We start from the raw sequence: 19,044 nt of genomic DNA, 5'->3' as shown, positions 1-19,044 counted from the left end.
CGCAACGAAGTTGCAAGTATGGATTGATTGGTCACAAGGACCCTTGCCACTCAGAGAGTGACACAGACTATTTCAAGTCTGTAAATGAGTATGGAAGTAATTCCCCGACCGTCATCTCGACCGTCGTTTTATCTTTGGCGACTAGAGTCACCTTTAGATCTGGTTTAAAAAATTCGACCATGACTTGGCGACAAGCTCCGCAAGGAGAAATAGGTTTTTCAGTTTGACCGTAGACAATCAACTCTGAAAACTCACGTTGTCCTTCAGAGACAGCTTTAAAAATGGCTGTTCTCTCACCACAGTTGGTCAAGGGGTAGCTAGCATTTTCAATATTGCATCCTGTATAAACACTGCCGTCCTTGGCAACCAGAACGGCACCAATTGGAAAGTGTGAATAGGGTACATAGGCGTTTTTACTAGTCTCAATCGCTAAGTCAATCAACTCAGTAGTCGCCATCTGCTAACTCTCCTTTTAAGATTGCTACACCAGAAGATGTTCCGATACGTGTCGCACCTGCTTCTACAAAAGCTACAGAATCTGCATAAGAACGAGCTCCACCAGCAGCCTTAACACCCATAACAGGTCCAACTGTCTGGCGCATTAACTTCACATCTGCTAAAGTTGCTCCACCAGATGAGAAACCAGTAGAAGTCTTGACAAAGTCAGCTCCTGCTTTCTGGGCTAGTTGACAAGCGAGAATTTTTTCCTCATCAGTTAATAAACAAGCTTCGATAATAACCTTAACGAGTTTATCTCCGCTTGCTTCAACAACAGCTCGAATGTCTGACTCAACTAATGCGGCATTTCCTGATTTGAGTGCACCAACATTGATAACCATATCAATTTCGTCAGCACCATTTTGGATGGCTTCTTTGGTTTCAAAGGCTTTAACAGCAGATGTTGTGGCTCCTAGAGGGAAGCCTACTACTGTACAAACCTTGACATCAGAATCTACGAGTGCAGTTTTTGCATGCGAAACCCAGCAAGGATTGACACAAACACTGGCAAAATCATAGTCTTTAGCTTCAGATAACAAACGATCAATTTGTTCTTCTGATGCATCTTGCTTTAAAAGCGTATGATCAATGTATTTATTTAATTTCATTTCGGTTTTTCCTTAAATTAGGAGATGATTTCAATGATTTCACGTAATATGAACGCTTCATCACTCACCTTAATTTTAACATATTTTTGGAAATCTGTAACTAGTTCCGGAGAAATTTTGCCATTTGTATATACTTTTGCGACAATTTCACCCTGTTTGACCGAATCTCCCACTTTCTTCTCAAAAACGATCCCTGTCTCATAGTCAAGGGAGTCTGTTTTAACTGCACGACCAGCACCCAATCTCATGGCAAAGAGACCGAACTCCATGGCTGGAAGTGCCTCAATGACACCATCTTCCTGAGCAGGAATTTCTACTACATGATCAACTTTTACAGGTCGATAGAGATCTTCTAAATCCCCGCCTTGAGCAAGAATCATCTCTTCAAACTTCTTGAGTGCCTGACCATTTTCAAGATGTCCTTTAACTTCCTCGACCGTTTTTTCAACATTTGCTAGAGACAGCATAATCTGAGCAAGTTGGCAGATAAAGTGACTAATATCCTCGCGCCCTTTTCCTTGAAGAATTTCTAGGGCTTCTAGGATTTCTAAACGATTCCCAATGGCGCGTCCCAAAGGTTGGCTCATATCTGTAATGACTGCTACTGTCTTACGACCTACAGCCTTCCCAAGATTTACCATGGTTTGAGCCAGTTGGCGTGCCTCGTCGACTGTTTTCATAAAGGCGCCTTCACCAACTGTTACATCAAGTAAGATAGCATCCGCTCCAGCTGCAATTTTTTTACTCATGACCGAACTAGCAATCAAGGGAATGGTATCAACTGTTGCCGTCACATCACGAAGGGCATAGAGAAGCTTATCAGCCTTAACCAATTGGTCAGATTGACCAATAACTGAAACCCCAATATCTTGAACCTGTTTGATGAAGTCATCCTGACTTCGTTCAATCTGAAAACCTTTAATGGATTCTAATTTATCGATAGTACCACCTGTGTGGCCTAAGCCCCTACCGCTCATTTTAGCTACTGGGACATCAAAACTGGCTACCAAGGGTGCTAGGATTAAAGTTACCTTGTCACCGACACCACCCGTAGAGTGTTTATCAACCTTCACACCATCTATAGCTGACAAATCAAACTCCTGACCTGTCTTAACCATATTCATGGTTAAATCAGAAATTTCTCTCGTGGTCATTCCTTGGAAGTAAACTGCCATGGCAAATGCTGACATCTGGTAATCAGGAACAGTTCCTGCCACATAGCCTTCAATCAACCATTGGATTTCGTTCGAACTGAGTTCTTGCCCGTCTCTTTTTTTCTGGATTAGATCTACTGTTCTCATTCTTTCACACTTCTAAGGATATAATATCCCTTATCTTTCTTTACAACCTCGCAATTGCCAAAGACTTTTTCCATCTTACTTTTGGCACTAGGAGCTCCTTGTTTTTTCTGGATGACAATCGTCAAATCTCCACCATCTACTAAAAAGTCTCTACTTTTCTCAATGATTTCGTGGACTACTTGCTTGCCAGCGCGAATAGGAGGATTGGAAATGACATGGTCAAATTGTCCTTCTACCTGCTCATAAATATTAGACTGGAAGATAGTCGCTTGAACCTTGTTTTTTACTGCATTTTGCTGGGCTAAATCCAGGGCACGATTATTGATATCCACCATAGTTGCTTGGGCACCATATGCTTTAACCAAAGACAAACCTATCGGACCATAGCCACAACCAACATCAAGAATTTTTTCACCTTTTTCAATATCAAGACATCTCAACAACAACTGACTTCCAAAGTCAATCATTTTTTTGCTAAAGACACCCGCATCTGTCAAAAAGGTCATCTTTTGCCCAAGTAGCTCAACTCTAAGCTCATGAACATCATGGGCTGCATCTGGATTTTCTGCATAATACATTTTACTCATGACACTATTTTACCATAAAAATAAGTTATTTGTAAATCGTTTACAATGGTATCAAGCCCTTTAAGCACATTGTATTTTCTCAAAAATAATATAAATTCGGATTAACATTAGGGACCTAGTAAAAAGCTCCCAACTGCCATGGTAATCGGAAAAGCAAAAATGCAAGCAAGACCAAAAAAGAAGAGCCAACACTTTCGTTTAAAGAAAGCTAGCACAAGGTAGCCAAGACCTATGAGGGGTAATAAGATGAACAAAACAAAAGTGGTCCAGTTATGGCTCTGAGTTCCTATCGTAAAAGAAAAATTCACCCAGTTTGGTGATAACCATAAAACAACTACAAATAGACTGATAAAAAACAGCTCTTTTTCTCTTAATCTAGCTTTCATCTTAACACCTCCTTTATTGGTTTTCCCCCTTATATTTTAACAAAGAAAGCGCTTTCCTTCAATCTCTATCAATTATTGGAAACGAATGACAAGTCATTGGGAGCTATAAGGTATCACAGTCAGGATAAAACAACAAATTTATTGTCTATAATCAGACGCATTTTGATTACTATTGCTTCACCTTCAAATACTTAATTATCAACAGGATTCCCAAGAAGATGTTTAGATAAAAGCCCAACTGATAAGTTTGTGTCAGGATTTCCAAACTTGTCCACAGGCGTATCAAATCTTCTATTGACATGCGGAATAAATAACCCTCTGTAGCAATCCACAAAATCAAAAATAGATAAGTACCAGCAGCAAGGAATTTTGTCCAACCTTTCCTTAACAGCCATGCAAGGAGGAGTGAACAAATGAAAATAGTTGTTACAATGGCATAATCCATTAAAAATGTAAAACCGTAATAAATTTCCACAAAACGTCTACCATTATCCGCATTTACTCCTTTTATAAAAGGTAAAGCAAACTTAAAATAAAACAGAGTTCCAATATGTAACTTTTTATGATTTTCATAGTACATCTCCTATAAGTTGTGTACTAAAAAGCCCCCTTTATTAGCTGATAAAATCAGGAGAAATCAGCTCCTACTTCATCAATAAATTGTTCATTCTCTATCTACTTATAGTATATACTACTGACTTATCACATTCAAGAAACCGCTTTATTTTTTTAGCTTTTTATGGTATGATAGACAAAATATCTAGGGGAAAACAAATGACCAACGAATTTTTACATTTTGAAAGGATAAACCGCGAAACTTGGCAATCCTTGCATCGCAAAACAACTCCTCCCTTGACCGAGGAAGAGTTAGATTCTATTAAGAGTTTCAATGACCAGATTAGCCTTCAAGACGTTACAGATATCTATCTGCCACTGGCACATCTGATTCAGATTTACAAACGTTCCAAAGAAGACCTTGCCTTCTCAAAAGGCATTTTCCTTCAAAGAGAGAGCAAAAAGCAGCCCTTTATTATTGGAGTTTCAGGAAGTGTTGCCGTAGGTAAGTCAACTACTAGTCGACTCTTGCAAATTTTGCTGTCTCGTATCGTTCCTGGAGCAAGTGTTGAACTAGTTACTACGGATGGTTTTTTATACCCAAATAGTATTCTGATAGAGCAAGATATCCTCAACCGCAAGGGGTTTCCTGAGAGTTACGACATGGAAGCTTTGCTTAATTTCCTAGACCAACTTAAAAATGGGCAGGATGTTGATATTCCTGTTTATTCCCATGAAATCTATGATATCGTGCCAGGTCAAAAACAACGAGTAGAAGCCGCTGATTTTGTTATTGTTGAGGGAATCAATGTGTTCCAAAATCCACATAATGCCCGTCTCTATATTACTGATTTCTTTGACTTTTCAATCTATGTCGATGCCGCTGTCGAAGACATTGAAAGTTGGTATTTGGATCGATTCTTAAAACTCCTTAGCTTTGCTCAAGATGATCCAGGCAACTATTACTATCGTTTCACTCAACTTCCTCTTAGTGAAGTCAAGGATTTTGCTCACCAAGTTTGGACCAGTATCAACCTCACCAATCTCCAAAATTACATTGAACCGACACGAAATCGTGCCGAGGTCATTCTCCATAAATCTAAAAATCACGAAATTGATGAAATTTACTTAAAAAAATAATTTTCCCTTGTCAAAACGTAAGTTTTCAGATATAATGGTATAGTTAGTAAAAATGGAGGTAAGAACATTGGCAAACATTAAATCAGCTATCAAACGCGCTGAATTGAACGTTAAACAAAACGAAAAGAACTCAGCTCAAAAATCAGCTATGCGTACTGCTATCAAAGCTTTTGAAGCAAACCCATCTGAAGAACTTTACCGTGCTGCCAGCTCAGCTATCGATAAAGCAGAAACTAAAGGTTTGATCCACAAAAACAAAGCTAGCCGTGATAAAGCACGTCTTGCAGCTAAACTTGGTTAATCTTTAACTGCATACAAAATGAGCTCTTCGGAGCTTTTTTTGTGCACATTTTCTGGAGGTTATTATGAAAATAGCTATCATCGGATATTCAGGATCAGGTAAATCTACTCTTGCAGAAAAACTGGCTAAGCACTACTCCATCCCCAAACTTCATATGGATACTCTCCAATTTCAACCTGGTTGGCAGGACAGTGACCGTGACTGGATGCTTAAGGAAATGAAGGACTTTTTATCCAAAAACAAAAATTGGGTCATTGATGGCAACTACTCTTGGTGTTGCTATGAGGAAAGAATGGAGCAAGCTGACCAGATCATCTTTTTAAACTTCTCATCGTGGACTTGTTTGCTAAGAGCCTTTAAGCGCTATTTTAAATACAGAGGAAAAGTCAGAGAAAGTATGGCTGCGGGATGTCCCGAGCAATTCAACTGGGAATTTATCCGTTGGATTCTCTGGGATGGTCGAACAAAAAATGCTAAGGATAGATACCAATACTTAAACAATACTTACCCAGAAAAGATGCGTATTCTCCATTCTCAAGCAGAGATTGATTGTTTTTTGCGATCTTTAAAAAAGTAAACAATATAGTAGCATTTCATTAAAATCAGCATGTACTTATTGACTAAAAAAGGAAGATTTTCATCCAGAAAATCTTACTTTTTTCCTTTTACTCAACAATTAAAAATAACTCGAGCAATTTATAAATCAAATATAAGATTCCCTAGAAATGAAGAGAATCGTGTTCATAGTTTCTGAGTTCGTGATACAAAAAACTGAAGGAAGTATAGTCCTACTTCTTTCAGTTTTTTATTGTCTCAATTTAGAAAACACTTCTCCAATCTTACCTTCGATAACTAAATCAGCTTGGCTGTCTTGAGGAGTACTGGACTTGTTGATAACGACAAGATTTGCCCCTGAAAAATAATTGATTAGGCTAGCTGCAGGATAAACGACTAAGGAAGTTCCTCCAATAATCAATAAATCTGCTTGCTGAATGACTTGGGCTGCTCGACTAAAAACATCCATATCCAGAGGTTCCTCATAAAGGGTTACGTCAGGTTTGACCACCTTACCACAATCTAAGCAGTAAGGAACTGAACCTTCAAGTGCCAAAAATGCATTCAAATCATAAAAGCGATGACAGCCCAAACAGTAATTTCGATCTGCACTACCATGCAGTTTCAAAACATTTTCAGAACCCGCCATTTCATGCAAGCTATCAATATTTTGCGTCACAATCGCCTTTAATTTACCAGTCTTTTCCAAAAATGCTAGATAAATATGTGCTAAATTTGGCTTGGCATCTGGATAGACCAGATACTTTTTGTAGAAGTCAAAAAAATCCTCTGGATAGCGTTCAAACATGGTGCGTGAAACAAGTTGCTCTGCAGTAAAATGGCGTCCCAACTTAAGACTATAAACACCATCAGAACTTCGAAAATCAGGAATATTAGACTCTGTAGAAACCCCTGCACCACCGAAAAAGACAATTCTCTGACTTTGATCTATCAGTTCCTGTAATTGTTCAATCTTATCCATTTTATCCCTCCTTAAGTTTTTTGTTCTAAAAAAGTTGAAAACCTTTAGCTTCTGTCAACCAGGCTTTCAACTTTATTTGATTATGATTTAAATGTTAAACTGACTACTTTTGGTCCTTTGACATAATTTGACTTTCTTCAAAATCCTTATTCTCATCTATTATAAGATTGAAGCAATGAACATGCTTATCATTTTGAGAACAAGAGTAATCACATGAATGGAATCTAACTTTAGTCTGCAATCAAGGTTTCTAGACCAACCTTCATCATATCTGTGAAAGTATTTTGGCGCTCTTCTGCTGTAGTGTCTTCTTCTGGGTTAACCAAGCTGTCAGAAATCGTCATAATGGCAAGAGCATCAACATGGTGTTGGGCAGCAAGATAGTACAGCGCCGCTGCTTCCATTTCCACCGCTTTTACTCCCCATTTTCCAAGCTCAATGTTCTTTTCAAAGTAATTTGAATAGAAGACATCTGAAGACAAGACATTCCCAACGTGAGTGGTCATACCAAGATCTTTGGCAATATGGTAGGCTTTATCTAGCAAATCAAAGCTAGCGATTTGTGGAAAATCATATTGAGGCCAGTCATTGCGGATAATGTTTGAGTTAGTTGCAGCTGCTTGTGCCAAAACTAATTCACGAACATGAACATCCTCATTCAAAGAACCAGCAGTTCCGACACGGATCAATTTTTTCACACCGTAATCGACAATCAATTCACGCGCATAGATGGAGATTGATGGCATTCCCATCCCTGTTCCCATAACAGATACACGATGGCCCTTGTAAGTCCCAGTGTAACCAAACATGTTACGGACTTCATTGAAGCATACAGCGTCTTCAAGGAAATTCTCAGCGATAAACTTCGCACGAAGAGGATCCCCAGGAAGAAGAATTTTATCAGCAATTTCACCTTGCTTAGCAGCAATATGGATAGACATAGTTTATGATACAAAGAGCGACCAGAAAGCGACTGAAAATTAGGAATCTGACGAGAAATCCTGATTTCACAGTCAGATTATCTATTTTCCGAGCTTTCCGCTCGTGTTCAAATTTGAACACACGCTCTACCTTTCTATAAGATACCAAGCCCGTCAAAAGCACAGTGAAAATAGGGGATTGACGCAGCAAGTACTGGACTTACAAGGCAATCGATCATTTTCACACAGCTTTTAGGGCTGGTTCAATTGTAAGTTAGTTTTGAAAGTTGAGGCGATTACGGGTTCAATTTCAAACCCGAACTCCCTTTCCTTTTCTTTCATTTTTATATTTATTTTGTTAATGAATCCAAAAATGCATAGAGTTTTGCATTCATTTCTCGATAAGCATAGTTACGAATAGCTTTAGGCTTTTGAACAAAGGTTAATTTTGAACTTTGTTCTTTTAAAACTTCTTCACCGTCAGCAGCAATCAAGAGCTCTACTGCTTCTGGATCAAATTCCAAATGGGCTTGGAAGGCATAATGTTTAGGACTAAGGCGAATAATCTGACGTGGACAGCCTTGACTGGTCGCAAGGACGATAGCATCCTTTGTCAAACCTGGCATATCTCCATGCCAGTGGCCGGTATTTAAAGTTTGTCCAAAAACTTTGACATGATTGTCTTTTAATCCAGCTTCAGTTAGCGTTATTGGAAAAACACCAATCTCACGTTCTGGACTATGTTCATACTCTGCGCCATAAGCAACCGATAGGAGTTGAGCACCAAGACAGACACCAACAATATAACGATCTGCCTTCATAGCCTTTTGAATCAGCTCAATCTCTGCCTGAGGATCGTAGTATGGAAAAGTTTCCCGATCTTCATCTGGCGATTGAGGTCCCCCCATCACAATTAAGAAGTCGATTTCATCCACTGTCTCTGGTAAGGCTTCATTCTCATAGACTTTGGTCGTGGTCACTTGATGGCCACGCTCCTGCGCCCATTTTAGATAAGCGCCCGGCACTTCAAAGGTTTCATGCAGTACAAAATGTACCTTCATCGTTTCTTCTCCCATCTCTTTCGAATCACGTAAGACAGACCAGCCGCAAGTACAAGCGGAATTGTCAAACTCCAAGTTTGGCCTGTAAATCCAAGGCTCAGGGCAATGGCTGTCAGAGGAGCTTTTAAGGTCGTCCCTAAAAAGACGGTCGCTCCTAGTAACATCCCTAGAGCAGGATCTAGATGAATCCCAACTGCTGTCAAAAGCAAGGTCACTAGATAGCCAGATCCAATTCCTAAGGCAAATGATGGTGTCAAAGTTCCCCCATACGCACCATTGCGCAAGAGGAGATAAACCAGAAGCCCCTTCACTGCAAGAGCCAGTGGAAGATAAGGAATCGACTGGCTAGACAAGAGGACTTGCGCTAGTACCTGGCCATTCCCCATAAAGATAGGGAAAAAGGCTACTAGGCTCCCCAGCACTAGAAAGGCTAGAGGAAGAGCCCAAAGAATCGTCCCATCCTTCCGCCGTTTGTGACTAGCCCGCTTGGCGAGGAAAGCAAAGACCAGAGCCAAGGGAGTAACCAAGAAAGCAATCACAATAGCCTGGAAGAAACTGCTAGCCGACCATGAGACTGCGGACAGGTGATAAATAGCCTCCTGACCAATGATGGACTGAGCGACCCAGGTGGCCAGATAAGTGCTGGTCAAAACCAGTAGAAGGTTCTGCCAACTGTAGGCGAGTCCTAAGGTCTCAAAGACGAACAAACTACTGGCAAAGGGAACTTGATAGACCGCAGCTAAACCAGCTCCAGCACCACAGGCGACCAAGACTTTTCGCTCTTTGAGGGCTAGAGAAAAACCTTTCGCCAAGCGACCAGCTAGAAGAGCCCCGACCTCACGTGGTGCTCCTTCTTTTCCGACCGATGCACCTGCTCCGACAATCGCAACCTGCATCCCTGCATGAAGGAGGTGGGCTAAGGGCGCTGGTTCCCTGTCTCCAGCTAAGTCAATTTGCTGGCGAATAGACAGAATCTTATAACGCTTTTGCAGGACATGCCAGAAGCCAGCTGACAAGCACCCAGTCACACATAAGACCAAAAATCTACGGAGACCTCCAGCTTCTTGAAATTGCTGGAGTAAATCCGACTTATCTTGGCCAAAGGCCAGCCCTTGCACCCCTTCTAGTAGATAATGACAGGCAATTCCGACCAGACCCGTCCCTATTCCTAATGATAAAGTGGCTAGAAGCACTCTCAGTCCATAGGGCATACTTTGGAGTCGTACTCTCATAGTCTTACAATTCAGCAAGAATCGCTTTTAGCAAACCTTTGAAATCTCCTTTGACACGTTCGGTCACTTCTACTACTTCTTCGTGGTTGAGTTCTTCTTGGAAACCAGCCGCAAAGTTGGTAATACATGAAATACCAAGAACCTTCAAACCAGAGTGAGCTGCCACGATAACTTCAGGAACGGTTGACATTCCGACAGCGTCTGCACCAAGTGTCTTATAAGCACGGATTTCAGCTGGAGTTTCATACGTTGGACCAGTTACACCGATATAAACACCATCATCAAGTTTAACACCAAGTTTTTCAGCAACTGCATGAGCTGTAGCACGATATTCTGGAGTGTAGGCTTTTGACATGTCTGGGAAACGTGGACCGAAGTCATCTAAGTTTTCACCGATTAGAGGATTTTGTCCTGTCATATTGATATGGTCAGTGATAGCCATCAAAGTACCAGGACCAAAGCCGATACCACCAGCAGCGTTGGTCACAATCACACCTTCACAGCCTAAAACTTTCATAACACGAACTGGGAAAGTAACGACTTCAAGAGGATTTCCTTCGTAGAAGTGGAAACGTCCTTGAAGAGCCAAGACTTTACGTCCTGCAAGTTCACCGTAGACCAATTTTCCAGCGTGTCCAACAACAGTCGAACGTCCCCAGTTTGGAATCTCAGCATAGTCTACCACAACTGGATTTTCGATTTCTTCAGCAAGTTCTCCCAGTCCTGATCCAAGAATCAAACCGAACTCTGGTGCTTCTACTCCCTTTTCTTTTAAGAAAGCAGCTGTTTCATTGATTTTTGCTAATAATGTCATTGTCTGTCTCCTTCATAATCTTTTAAAAATTGACCGATTTTGTCAAAGGTTTTTGCATTTCGAATAGTAATATTACGATAGAAAGGCATCTTAAGCAGGTACTTGTGATAGGCTGTTTTGCTATAGGTTTCTTCTGAGAATTTGCCCCAGAAGATTCCCAGTTTCCCGAAATGAAGCACTTCATCTAACAGTTTCATACTTTCGACTTTCTCGATGACTTGCTTGGTATCCAGTCCCTCAGTATAAAAGAGAACATCCTTTCGAGCCATTTCTTGGAACCACCATTCCGGAAGAGTTCTAAGCTCCTCTTCGTAGTCTTCTTGACTTAACAAGGAAAAATGTTGGATAAATGGATAATGCTTGTTAAAGAAATCCTGTAGCCTCTCAACCAACTGAGTTCTAGGCATGCTAGTATCAAAGAAAATATTGCCACTATTGATGTAGGTTTCAACATTTTCTAATCCCAACTCTGTCAATTCTTGACGAAGCTGGGCCATGACCACCTTATGTTTTCCACCGACATTGATCCCTCTAACCAGTAATGCCAAGCGAGTCATCTTAAACCAATTTATCTAAGAAGCTTTCACCAATCATAGCTTTATCAACGCCAAAGTTATCAGCGATTGTTGCCGAAATATCAGCAAAATGACCGATTGGTAAGTGTCCATTTCCTTTTAGTGATGGGCTATAGACCAAAAGTGGAATGTATTCACGAGTATGGTCTGTACCAGCATAAGTAGGATCATTACCATGGTCTGCAGTAATCATGAGTAAGTCATCTTCTCTCATAGCAGCGATAAGCTCTGGCAAACGTTCATCAAACTCATGCAAGCAGTCGCGGTAACCATGTGGATCACGGCGGTGACCGTAAAGTGCATCAAAGTCGACCAAGTTAGTGAATGAGAATCCTTTTTCAAACTCAGCAAGGCCCATTGTTGTCAAAAGCGTATCAATTCCGTGACTGTTTGACTTGTTATGTCCCATGTCATGGTTGATACCCGCACCGTTAAAGATATCGCTAATCTTACCAACTGAGTATGTATCGATTCCAGCTTCATTCAATTTATCCAAAACAGTTGGTGCAAATGGTGAAACAGCCAAGTCACGACGGTTGGCAGTACGTGTAAAGTTTCCTGGCTCCCCAACGTATGGACGGGCAATGATACGTCCTAGAAGAGCTGGACGTTCCAACGTAATGGAACGAGCGTACTCACAAATACGGTAAAGTTCATCCAAAGGAATAATGTCTTCATGGGCCGCGATTTGAAGAACTGGGTCAGCAGATGTGTAGATAATCAACTCGCCTGTTTCCATTTGACGTGGTCCAAAGTCATCGATAACAGCAGTACCTGAGTAAGGTTTATTTGCTTCACGGATTACTTTACGACCTGAGAATTCTTCAATCTTTGTAAGGATTTCTTCTGGGAATCCATTCCAGAAAGTATCGAAAGGCTCAGTAATATTTAGCCCCATGATTTCCCAGTGACCGGTCATAGTGTCTTTACCTAGTGAAACTTCCTCAAGTTTAGTGTAGTAACCGCTAGGATTTTCCTCTACTGGGACCGTTTTAAGGGCTGTTTCACGCTCGATGTTCCCAAGACCAATCTTAGCCATGTTAGGAACATGCAAACCTACTGATTTCGAAATATGGCCAAGTGTATCAGATGCTCCATCTGGAACCCCTGCATTGACAAAGTTATTAGCATCTGGTGCTGCACCGATTCCTACAGAATCGAGTACTACCAAGTGAATACGTTTAAATTTTGACATCGTTTGCCTCCTTTATTTCCCTTTTGTTGAAGTTAAAACCTGAACGCCAGCTTGCCCTGCAACAATGACTTTATCAACCATTTGATTAAATAAACCGTGCTCAACAATACCGACCTGAAGATCCAGTTGATGACCAAAAGCAATCGGATCTTCAATAACACCTAAATCAAGATCAATGATGAAATTTTTCATATCCGTCACAAAGCGATGGCCATCTTTTTCACGAAAACTTGGCTTATAACCAGATTTTTCAAAACGACGGAAAACCTGTTCTGCTCCGTATTGGACAACTTCGACAGGTAGTTTGAAAGCGCCCAGTTTCTCAACCATTTTGCTCTCATCTACCACCCAGATATACTGTTTGGTTGGTGTCGCAACTACTTTTTCCATTAGAAGCGCACCACCGCCTCCTTTGATACCATTAAACTGGCGATCTACCTCATCAGCTCCATCAACAGTCACATCAACCTCATCCACCTCGTCAATCGACTTAAGTGGGATATTCAATCCTTGTGCCTGTTTTGTCGTTACACTCGAGGTCGTTACGGCTGTAATTTGAAGTCCTTCTTCTTTAATCCTACGTCCGATCTCCTCTACGAAATAATAGGCAGTCGAGCCTGTTCCAAGTCCTACAACCATTCCGTCGGTTACGAACTCAGCAGCCTTGATGCCTGCTATTTTTTTCAGATTTTCCACTTAAACACCTCCAAACAAAAAGCTACTTTTATTATAACATGAATACGCTTTAAATTCATCCTTGCACTAGAAAAACCCGAACATTTTATTTCGGGTTTCTGATTCTTATTTAACCATGTCAGGATCGTAGTCATAAAATCCTGTGTCAAGGAAACGATTTTTTGGATGTAGTTTACGGACTTGCTCGTCCAACAAGAAGGCTTGGTCATGCGTAAAGCTTCCCTCTTGAATCAAGCTACGGGCTTGGATGAAGAGTTTTGCAATCTCAACAAAATCTTGGCCTGGAGTATAAAGTCCCTCTAGTTTCCAATGAGTGAAACCATGTTCTACCAACTCTGGCAATTTGGTCATCAAATCAAGGTCGTTGTTGGCAAAAATGTGAGTTCCATGATTATCTTCAAAAATAGAGTAATGGCTATCTGGATCACTAGGCTCTGCTAAGAAGAGGTCGCGTTGACGTGTTTTTTCATCATCAATCTGAGTAAAATTATAGTAATTCTGCAAGAGTGGACGCTTAGAGTGATGGATAACGCTTGCTCCATAAACCAAAATTTCAGCAGGAATTTCCAAAATTTCAGGCATTTTAAAGAGTTCAGCTGATGGAATTTCACGAGCCAATACTGCCTCAGAAGCGCCAGCCTTTTGTCCCCAGAAATTGATCTGACGGCTGCTAGTTACCATCGTTGAGGCATCATATATGGTTTTAAAAGAATAACCATCGCGATTGACAACATAAAAGACACCCGCATCCCCAACAGTAATGTAGTCTGTTTTAATTTCTTCCAAGAAATCAAGAAAGGGTTTGATACGATCCATCATATCCTGATGCATAAGAGCATTGACCGCTACGATCAATTCCTTACCTGCATCATGAACCAGACCAGCGATGGTTCTCAGTTCATCATAAGAAAAAGTCTTTGGTAGGCGAAGTCCAAAATCTTTCTCACCAACATAGATGCGGTCAACTCCCGCCTCTAGTAATTCTTTTACTTGTTCAATGCTTTCAGCAGTTGCTGTAATAATAATCTTTTCCATAAGAAAAATTATACCACATTTCTGAAAAATCAGCTATGGACAATCTATTTTTTAAGAAAAGTTATACTCTTCACTTTTAGAAAAAGAAAAGTGAACCACTTTCACTAGAGTTCACTTTATATTCTTTTATGCTTGTATTTCTTCAACAAGGTAACCATCATTCATGATAAAGACACGATCGACCTTATCGAGAAGTCTGGTGTCATGCGTAATCATCACTACTCCTCTTCCCTGCTCATGCGCTATAGAAGCCAACAAATCCGTAACTTGGTAAGCTCTTTGGGTAGTTGGTTCGTCAGCAAGAACGATGCTAGGATTGTTATAGAGTGCTCTGGCAATTGCTGCTCGTTGACGTTCTCCCCCAGATAAAGTCTTTGGATAATGATTTTGAACTTTGTTCAGGTCCAACAAATCAAATAACTCTTGACGGTCACTTTTCGAAGATTTGTCTTTATCTAGTCGATCAATTAGGTCTAATTGTTCCTTAACGGTTAAAAAAGGAATCAGATTTGAAGCCTGTAATATAAAACCAAATTCCTTAAACCGAAGAACTGTTTTCTCTTTTTCAGTCAAATTACCCGTTTCTGTTCCCTTTACTAAAATCTTCCCACCTGAAGGTTCCTGCAACTGCCCTAAGGTGGTCAAAAAGGTTGTTTTACCAGATCCAGAAGGACCAACTATGGCAACAAATTCACCAGCATTTAGTTGAAAGTTCGTCTCGTGTAGTGCAACGACTTTCATATTTCCTTCTCCGTAACTTTTCGTCACTTGCTTCATTTCTATCAATGGTGTCATATAAGTCTCCTTATCATTCTGCAATAGCCGTTATTGGATCAACTTTGAGCAAACGAGGGAGAGAAATCACTCCTCCAAGTAATGCCATCAAACAAATTCCCAAACTCAATCCTAAATATGCTAACCAACTTGGATAGAAAACGAAGGTTGCAGGTAGAACAAGAATGACAGCTACAATTGCCAATAAGGCTAGACCGATCCCAAAACCTGCCAGCAATATAATTTGACAAAAAAGCGACCAAACAATAGTTTTAACCTGAATTCCTTGGGCTCTCATAATTCCATAAAGGCCTAGTTTTTGAATGGTAATAATATAAATAAAAATACCAATAATAAAACCGGATATGATAATCATCGCTAAAATCATACCTGAAAATACGTTTACTTGAGGTGTGTAGCCCGGAATATGGGCAATCATGTTTTGAATGGTTAATTGACTTAAACCTTCTGCAGATAACTGAGCGTCATTTTTTAAGACCAAAGCAGAAATCGAGCGACCTGCATTCAGACTACCTTGCAAGGTCCAATAGCTGGTCAAATTTGTAAATACTACAGGTTCTGTAAAAAATTTATTCCCTTTCGTAAGTCCAACGATGGTATAAGAATTTTCACTTCCATTCAGTTGAATGGCATCACCAAGTTTAATTCCATAGTTTTCTAAAGACTGATCCACGACAACCTCATTGTCACTTTCTGGATAATGTCCCTCAATCAAGAAAGGAGAGATAAAACTGTCCCAATCTTGTGCAAAAATAGAGATGTTTACCTTCCCACTATCATTGACGAGATTTGTCACCGCAAACATATACCCCAAAGGTGCTGCATCTTCGGAAACCTGATCCTTATAATTCTTTTCTGGAATAAAGGAAGCTGTCAGATTATCATTTGCATAATCTGACAAAACAATTCCTGTCGCTTGCCAATTATCCACGGCTGCTCTATTATTTCTAACAAGCCCCAGAGCTAAACTTGTCATAAAAAAGACCATAAACGCTATAAGAAAGATCGTCGTTAAAATCAAACTATAACGAAGTTTATTTTTTAAAATTTCCTTGATTGCAAGATACACTGCAAATCTCCTTTTACTTTTCTAAGAGTGGCAAAAGCTCACTCAGCATCAAAAATAAAAGACAGAAAAATCTGTCTTTCATGCAAATCTTTTCATTCATCCTACAAAGTGGTTCTAAATCTACGGAAACAACCAGCAATTGCTACTTATATTTATTTCGCTTCCTCATTACAAAAACTTGAACAGGCAAAATGTTTTGAGTTGTTCACCCATCCTATCACCTTTGGGTAAGAGTGTCAAGAAATTTGTTTCATCATTTGAAAACAGACTTTATTATTTTTGTAACCTTACTGTAATAATTTTTTTCTTGAAAAATGGTAAAATGAAAGAGTACTGTTAAGGAGAGAATCATGCCCGTAAGAAAATATCAACCGTATGAGTTTGAAGAAGAGGAAACTCAAACAACGCTATACCAAGACTATGTTCCAGAAACCACTTCCGTTGCTAGTTTGAAGGAAGTTCTTTTCTTTGTAAACATTGCTTGTTTTTGCGTCTTTTTGGCCTTGTTTAGCTTTATCTTTTTAGCCCTCAAGTTCAATACAGTCTTAGCTTTTAGCCTAGCAATTGCCTTGAGTTTAGCAGCATCAAACGTTCAACGTTCGATGATTAAGAAGAAATTATATTAGATTCAAAAGGTCGGGATTTTTGTCCCGACCTATTTTTTCTACGATAGCTAAAGAGCTGCGACTAGATAAGCGATACTTGGTCTACCGCTTTCTAAGTCACAGCCTTTTCTTATTTATTTTTGCGCTTGGATGGTGTTTGGATAGCGATTTTTACTTCAAAAATCGTACCATGAGGTTTGTTATCTTTGACACTGATGGTCCCTTTAAGAGCATCGACAATCTGTTTGGCTAAGGATAAGCCTAACCCAAAACCACCTTTTTGCCGAGTACGAGCCTTATCAACCCTGTAAAAGCGATCAAAAATTTTCTTTTTATCTACTGCAGAAATACCAATTCCATCATCAGCTACTGACAAATAGAGATTACGCTCCGTCGTAGCAATGACAAAATGGATATCTCCTTCTTCTTCAGTGTACTTGACAGCATTGTCAAACAAGATAGTCATCAGTTGTTTAAGAAGAAGCTTATCTGTTATGATGGTCCGATGGATACGATTTTCAAAATGAAAAGCACGGTTATTTTCAGACGCAATCATTTCATAGTTGGTAAAAGTTGTGTTAAAGAAATCTGGCTCTACCTCTCCTAATTCCGGTTTAATGCCGTCATCACGACGAGCTAAATTAAGGAGATTAGTCGTTAAAAAGCGCATATTACGAACTTCTTCTAAACTGGAAGCAATACTCTCACTTGACTCCATAATAGTTGCCTCAGGTTTTCTGAAAAGAGTTTCTAGGCGATTTTGCAGAACAGCTAATGGAGTTCGTAGCTCATGACTGGCATTTTCCACAAAGCTTTTCTGCTTTTGCATACTTTCAAGTAAGGGTTTAACACTGACACGCGCAAGATAAAGGCTGGCAATAATGGATAAAATCCAGAAGCTAGCCATGACTACCACGATTAATTGCTCATGATTTTGACTAATTTGCTCTATCTGACTGGTATTTATCAAAACCGCTGCATACTTAATATTGGTCGAGACAGAATCGATATTTATTTCAGATAGAATCACTCGGTAAATCTCGTCCTGACCATAACTATTCTGAACATGAAGTTGTCGAATATGATTCAAATCCTTTTTATTAAAAGTGATCTTGTCAAGCCCTAAAAAGCGGTTGCCAGTCACTAATTGATTCAAATTTGAATCTAGCAATATCACTTCCGTATTGGAACTAACCGTTGGTTTTTTATCAGAAGCTGGAGCAACATTGGCACTACCTAAATCCTTAACGTCCTCAGTTGCACGATTGACTGCCAATTGAATAACGTCCTGAGGATTTTTGCTCAGTGATAAGAGTTTTTCATCCACTGATGTGTAGAGACTGGAGTGCATAACCTGTAAGATAATCAAGGTCATAGCGGAGAAAATCAGAGTAAATACTCCAAAGTTACGAATAAAGTAACTAAAATCCTCCTCATACCAATTCTTTTTAATTTTTTTAAACATGTTTTAAAATATACCCAACACTACGCAAGGTTTGGAGGTTTTCAGCAAAGACGGAGCCCTTTAATTTCTTACGAACTTTTGATACATAGACTTCTACTACGGAGATGGTTGTGTCACTGTCAAATCCCCACAAACGGTCAAAAATTTGTGTTTTTGGTAAGATCACATTTTGATTTTGGAGGAAATAAACCAAGAGATCAAATTCTTTACCTAATAGTTCCACAACAGTATCATTGACTTTAACTTCATTTGTAGATAGATTAACTGTCAAATCACCATAAGAGAGGGTATTTTCATTGAACTTACCAGAACGTTTGAGCAGTGCTTGGATACGCATCTTGAGCTCTTCTAGATAAAATGGTTTTGTTAGATAATCATCTGCCCCAAGCTCAAATCCATGTCCCTTATCATCAAGACTTTCCTTGGCTGTCATGATCAGAACAGGAGTCGAAATCCCTTTTTCACGCAATTCTTTTAAAACTTGGAACCCATTTTTCTCAGGTAACATCAAGTCCAATAAAATCAAGTCATAAACACCACTTTCGGCCTCATAAAGACCTTCTTCTCCATCAAAAACCTGCATGACATCCGCAAAATCATCCAAGAAATCAAATACTGAATTAGACAGGCCTAGGTCATCTTCCACTAATAGAATTTTGATCATCAAAA

At 39.8% G+C, this 19,044-nt stretch carries 22 protein-coding genes and 1 pseudogene; 4 read left to right on the top strand and 19 right to left on the bottom strand.

Annotated elements, in window-relative coordinates; translation table 11 throughout:
• Window positions 1-67 precede the first annotated feature (67 nt).
• The 6 genes and pseudogenes from QM911_RS00670 to QM911_RS00645 all read right to left on the bottom strand — a co-directional run bounded on the left by QM911_RS00670 (window position 68) and on the right by QM911_RS00645 (window position 3,953).
• Window positions 68-457: a cytidine deaminase gene (locus QM911_RS00670; RefSeq protein WP_223339199.1), complete on the bottom strand. Its 390-nt coding sequence runs from the start codon at window positions 455-457 to the stop codon at window positions 68-70.
• Window positions 444-1,106, bottom strand: coding sequence for a deoxyribose-phosphate aldolase (gene deoC / locus QM911_RS00665; RefSeq protein WP_414312787.1), 663 nt, complete (start codon window positions 1,104-1,106; stop codon window positions 444-446). Before deoC ends, QM911_RS00670 begins: the two co-directional genes overlap by 14 nt.
• Before the next feature lie 17 nt (window positions 1,107-1,123).
• The gene (locus QM911_RS00660) at window positions 1,124-2,407 is read right to left on the bottom strand and encodes a pyrimidine-nucleoside phosphorylase (RefSeq protein ID WP_414312786.1); all 1,284 of its coding nucleotides are present in this window, start codon (window positions 2,405-2,407) and stop codon (window positions 1,124-1,126) included.
• Entirely contained in the window at window positions 2,404-2,994 is a 591-nt protein-coding gene (locus QM911_RS00655) for a class I SAM-dependent methyltransferase (protein WP_414312785.1), read from the bottom strand. Before QM911_RS00655 ends, QM911_RS00660 begins: the two co-directional genes overlap by 4 nt.
• A 107-nt stretch (window positions 2,995-3,101) precedes the next feature.
• Window positions 3,102-3,380 carry a 1,4-dihydroxy-2-naphthoate prenyltransferase gene (locus QM911_RS00650; protein WP_414312784.1) on the bottom strand — a complete coding sequence of 93 codons (279 nt, stop codon included), beginning with the start codon at window positions 3,378-3,380 and terminating at the stop codon, window positions 3,102-3,104.
• Window positions 3,381-3,549: 169 nt separating this feature from the next.
• Window positions 3,550-3,953, bottom strand: a pseudogene (locus QM911_RS00645) (hypothetical protein).
• Between the two features lie 201 nt (window positions 3,954-4,154).
• Here QM911_RS00645 and coaA point away from each other — a divergent pair.
• The 3 genes from coaA (at window position 4,155) to QM911_RS00630 (ending at window position 5,953) form a co-directional block, all read left to right on the top strand.
• Entirely contained in the window at window positions 4,155-5,075 is a 921-nt protein-coding gene (gene coaA, locus QM911_RS00640) for a type I pantothenate kinase (RefSeq protein ID WP_414312783.1), read from the top strand.
• A gap of 52 nt (window positions 5,076-5,127) precedes the next feature.
• Window positions 5,128-5,376 (top strand): 30S ribosomal protein S20, encoded by a 249-nt coding sequence (rpsT, locus tag QM911_RS00635; protein ID WP_029689628.1) that lies wholly within the window; start codon window positions 5,128-5,130, stop codon window positions 5,374-5,376.
• Between the two features lie 64 nt (window positions 5,377-5,440).
• On the top strand, window positions 5,441-5,953 hold the full coding sequence (locus QM911_RS00630) for a DNA topology modulation protein (RefSeq protein ID WP_414312782.1): 513 nt from the start codon (window positions 5,441-5,443) through the stop codon (window positions 5,951-5,953).
• A 228-nt stretch (window positions 5,954-6,181) separates the two neighbouring features.
• On the opposite strand, the gene QM911_RS00625 is transcribed toward QM911_RS00630, so the two are convergent.
• The 11 genes from QM911_RS00625 to QM911_RS00575 form a co-directional block, all read right to left on the bottom strand.
• Window positions 6,182-6,913, bottom strand: coding sequence for an NAD-dependent protein deacylase (locus QM911_RS00625; RefSeq protein WP_414312781.1), 732 nt, complete (start codon window positions 6,911-6,913; stop codon window positions 6,182-6,184).
• Between the two features lie 230 nt (window positions 6,914-7,143).
• Complete coding sequence (gene deoD / locus QM911_RS00620) at window positions 7,144-7,854, bottom strand: purine-nucleoside phosphorylase (protein WP_004253139.1); 711 nt, start codon at window positions 7,852-7,854, stop codon at window positions 7,144-7,146.
• Between the two features lie 329 nt (window positions 7,855-8,183).
• Entirely contained in the window at window positions 8,184-8,894 is a 711-nt protein-coding gene (locus QM911_RS00615) for a type 1 glutamine amidotransferase (RefSeq protein WP_414312780.1), read from the bottom strand.
• A complete protein-coding gene (locus QM911_RS00610; RefSeq protein WP_414312779.1) occupies window positions 8,891-10,126 on the bottom strand; it encodes a chloride channel protein in 1,236 nt (411 codons plus the stop codon). The genes QM911_RS00615 and QM911_RS00610 overlap by 4 nt, the downstream gene beginning before the upstream one ends.
• A gap of 4 nt (window positions 10,127-10,130) precedes the next feature.
• A complete protein-coding gene (locus QM911_RS00605; protein ID WP_000173180.1) occupies window positions 10,131-10,940 on the bottom strand; it encodes a purine-nucleoside phosphorylase in 810 nt (269 codons plus the stop codon).
• Complete coding sequence (locus QM911_RS00600) at window positions 10,937-11,497, bottom strand: DUF1697 domain-containing protein (protein ID WP_414312778.1); 561 nt, start codon at window positions 11,495-11,497, stop codon at window positions 10,937-10,939. The genes QM911_RS00605 and QM911_RS00600 overlap by 4 nt, the downstream gene beginning before the upstream one ends.
• Before the next feature lies 1 nt (window position 11,498).
• A complete protein-coding gene (locus tag QM911_RS00595) occupies window positions 11,499-12,710 on the bottom strand; it encodes a phosphopentomutase (protein WP_414312777.1) in 1,212 nt (403 codons plus the stop codon).
• A 12-nt stretch (window positions 12,711-12,722) separates the two neighbouring features.
• Window positions 12,723-13,406 carry a ribose-5-phosphate isomerase RpiA gene (gene rpiA, locus QM911_RS00590; protein WP_414312776.1) on the bottom strand — a complete coding sequence of 228 codons (684 nt, stop codon included), beginning with the start codon at window positions 13,404-13,406 and terminating at the stop codon, window positions 12,723-12,725.
• A gap of 105 nt (window positions 13,407-13,511) precedes the next feature.
• A complete protein-coding gene (locus QM911_RS00585; protein WP_000411186.1) occupies window positions 13,512-14,441 on the bottom strand; it encodes a peptidase U32 family protein in 930 nt (309 codons plus the stop codon).
• Between the two features lie 126 nt (window positions 14,442-14,567).
• A complete protein-coding gene (locus QM911_RS00580) occupies window positions 14,568-15,236 on the bottom strand; it encodes an ABC transporter ATP-binding protein (RefSeq protein WP_414312775.1) in 669 nt (222 codons plus the stop codon).
• Between the two features lie 13 nt (window positions 15,237-15,249).
• Entirely contained in the window at window positions 15,250-16,305 is a 1,056-nt protein-coding gene (locus tag QM911_RS00575; RefSeq protein ID WP_414312774.1) for an ABC transporter permease, read from the bottom strand.
• 350 nt (window positions 16,306-16,655) lie between these two features.
• On the opposite strand from QM911_RS00575, the gene QM911_RS00570 reads away from it, so the two are divergent.
• The gene (locus QM911_RS00570) at window positions 16,656-16,931 is read left to right on the top strand and encodes a DUF3270 family protein (protein WP_001145234.1); all 276 of its coding nucleotides are present in this window, start codon (window positions 16,656-16,658) and stop codon (window positions 16,929-16,931) included.
• 109 nt (window positions 16,932-17,040) lie between these two features.
• Here QM911_RS00570 and QM911_RS00565 read toward each other — a convergent pair whose 3' ends face one another.
• A complete protein-coding gene (locus tag QM911_RS00565; RefSeq protein WP_414312773.1) occupies window positions 17,041-18,375 on the bottom strand; it encodes a sensor histidine kinase in 1,335 nt (444 codons plus the stop codon).
• Entirely contained in the window at window positions 18,368-19,039 is a 672-nt protein-coding gene (ciaR, locus tag QM911_RS00560; RefSeq protein WP_075231911.1) for a two-component system response regulator CiaR, read from the bottom strand. Before ciaR ends, QM911_RS00565 begins: the two co-directional genes overlap by 8 nt.
• Window positions 19,040-19,044: the final 5 nt, after the last annotated feature.

This window comes from Streptococcus infantis (assembly GCF_047460825.1).
Taxonomy (GTDB): Bacteria; Bacillota; Bacilli; order Lactobacillales; family Streptococcaceae; genus Streptococcus; species Streptococcus infantis_V.
Note: the sequence above shows the minus strand (reverse complement) of the source record. Positions and strands in the feature narration are given on the sequence as shown.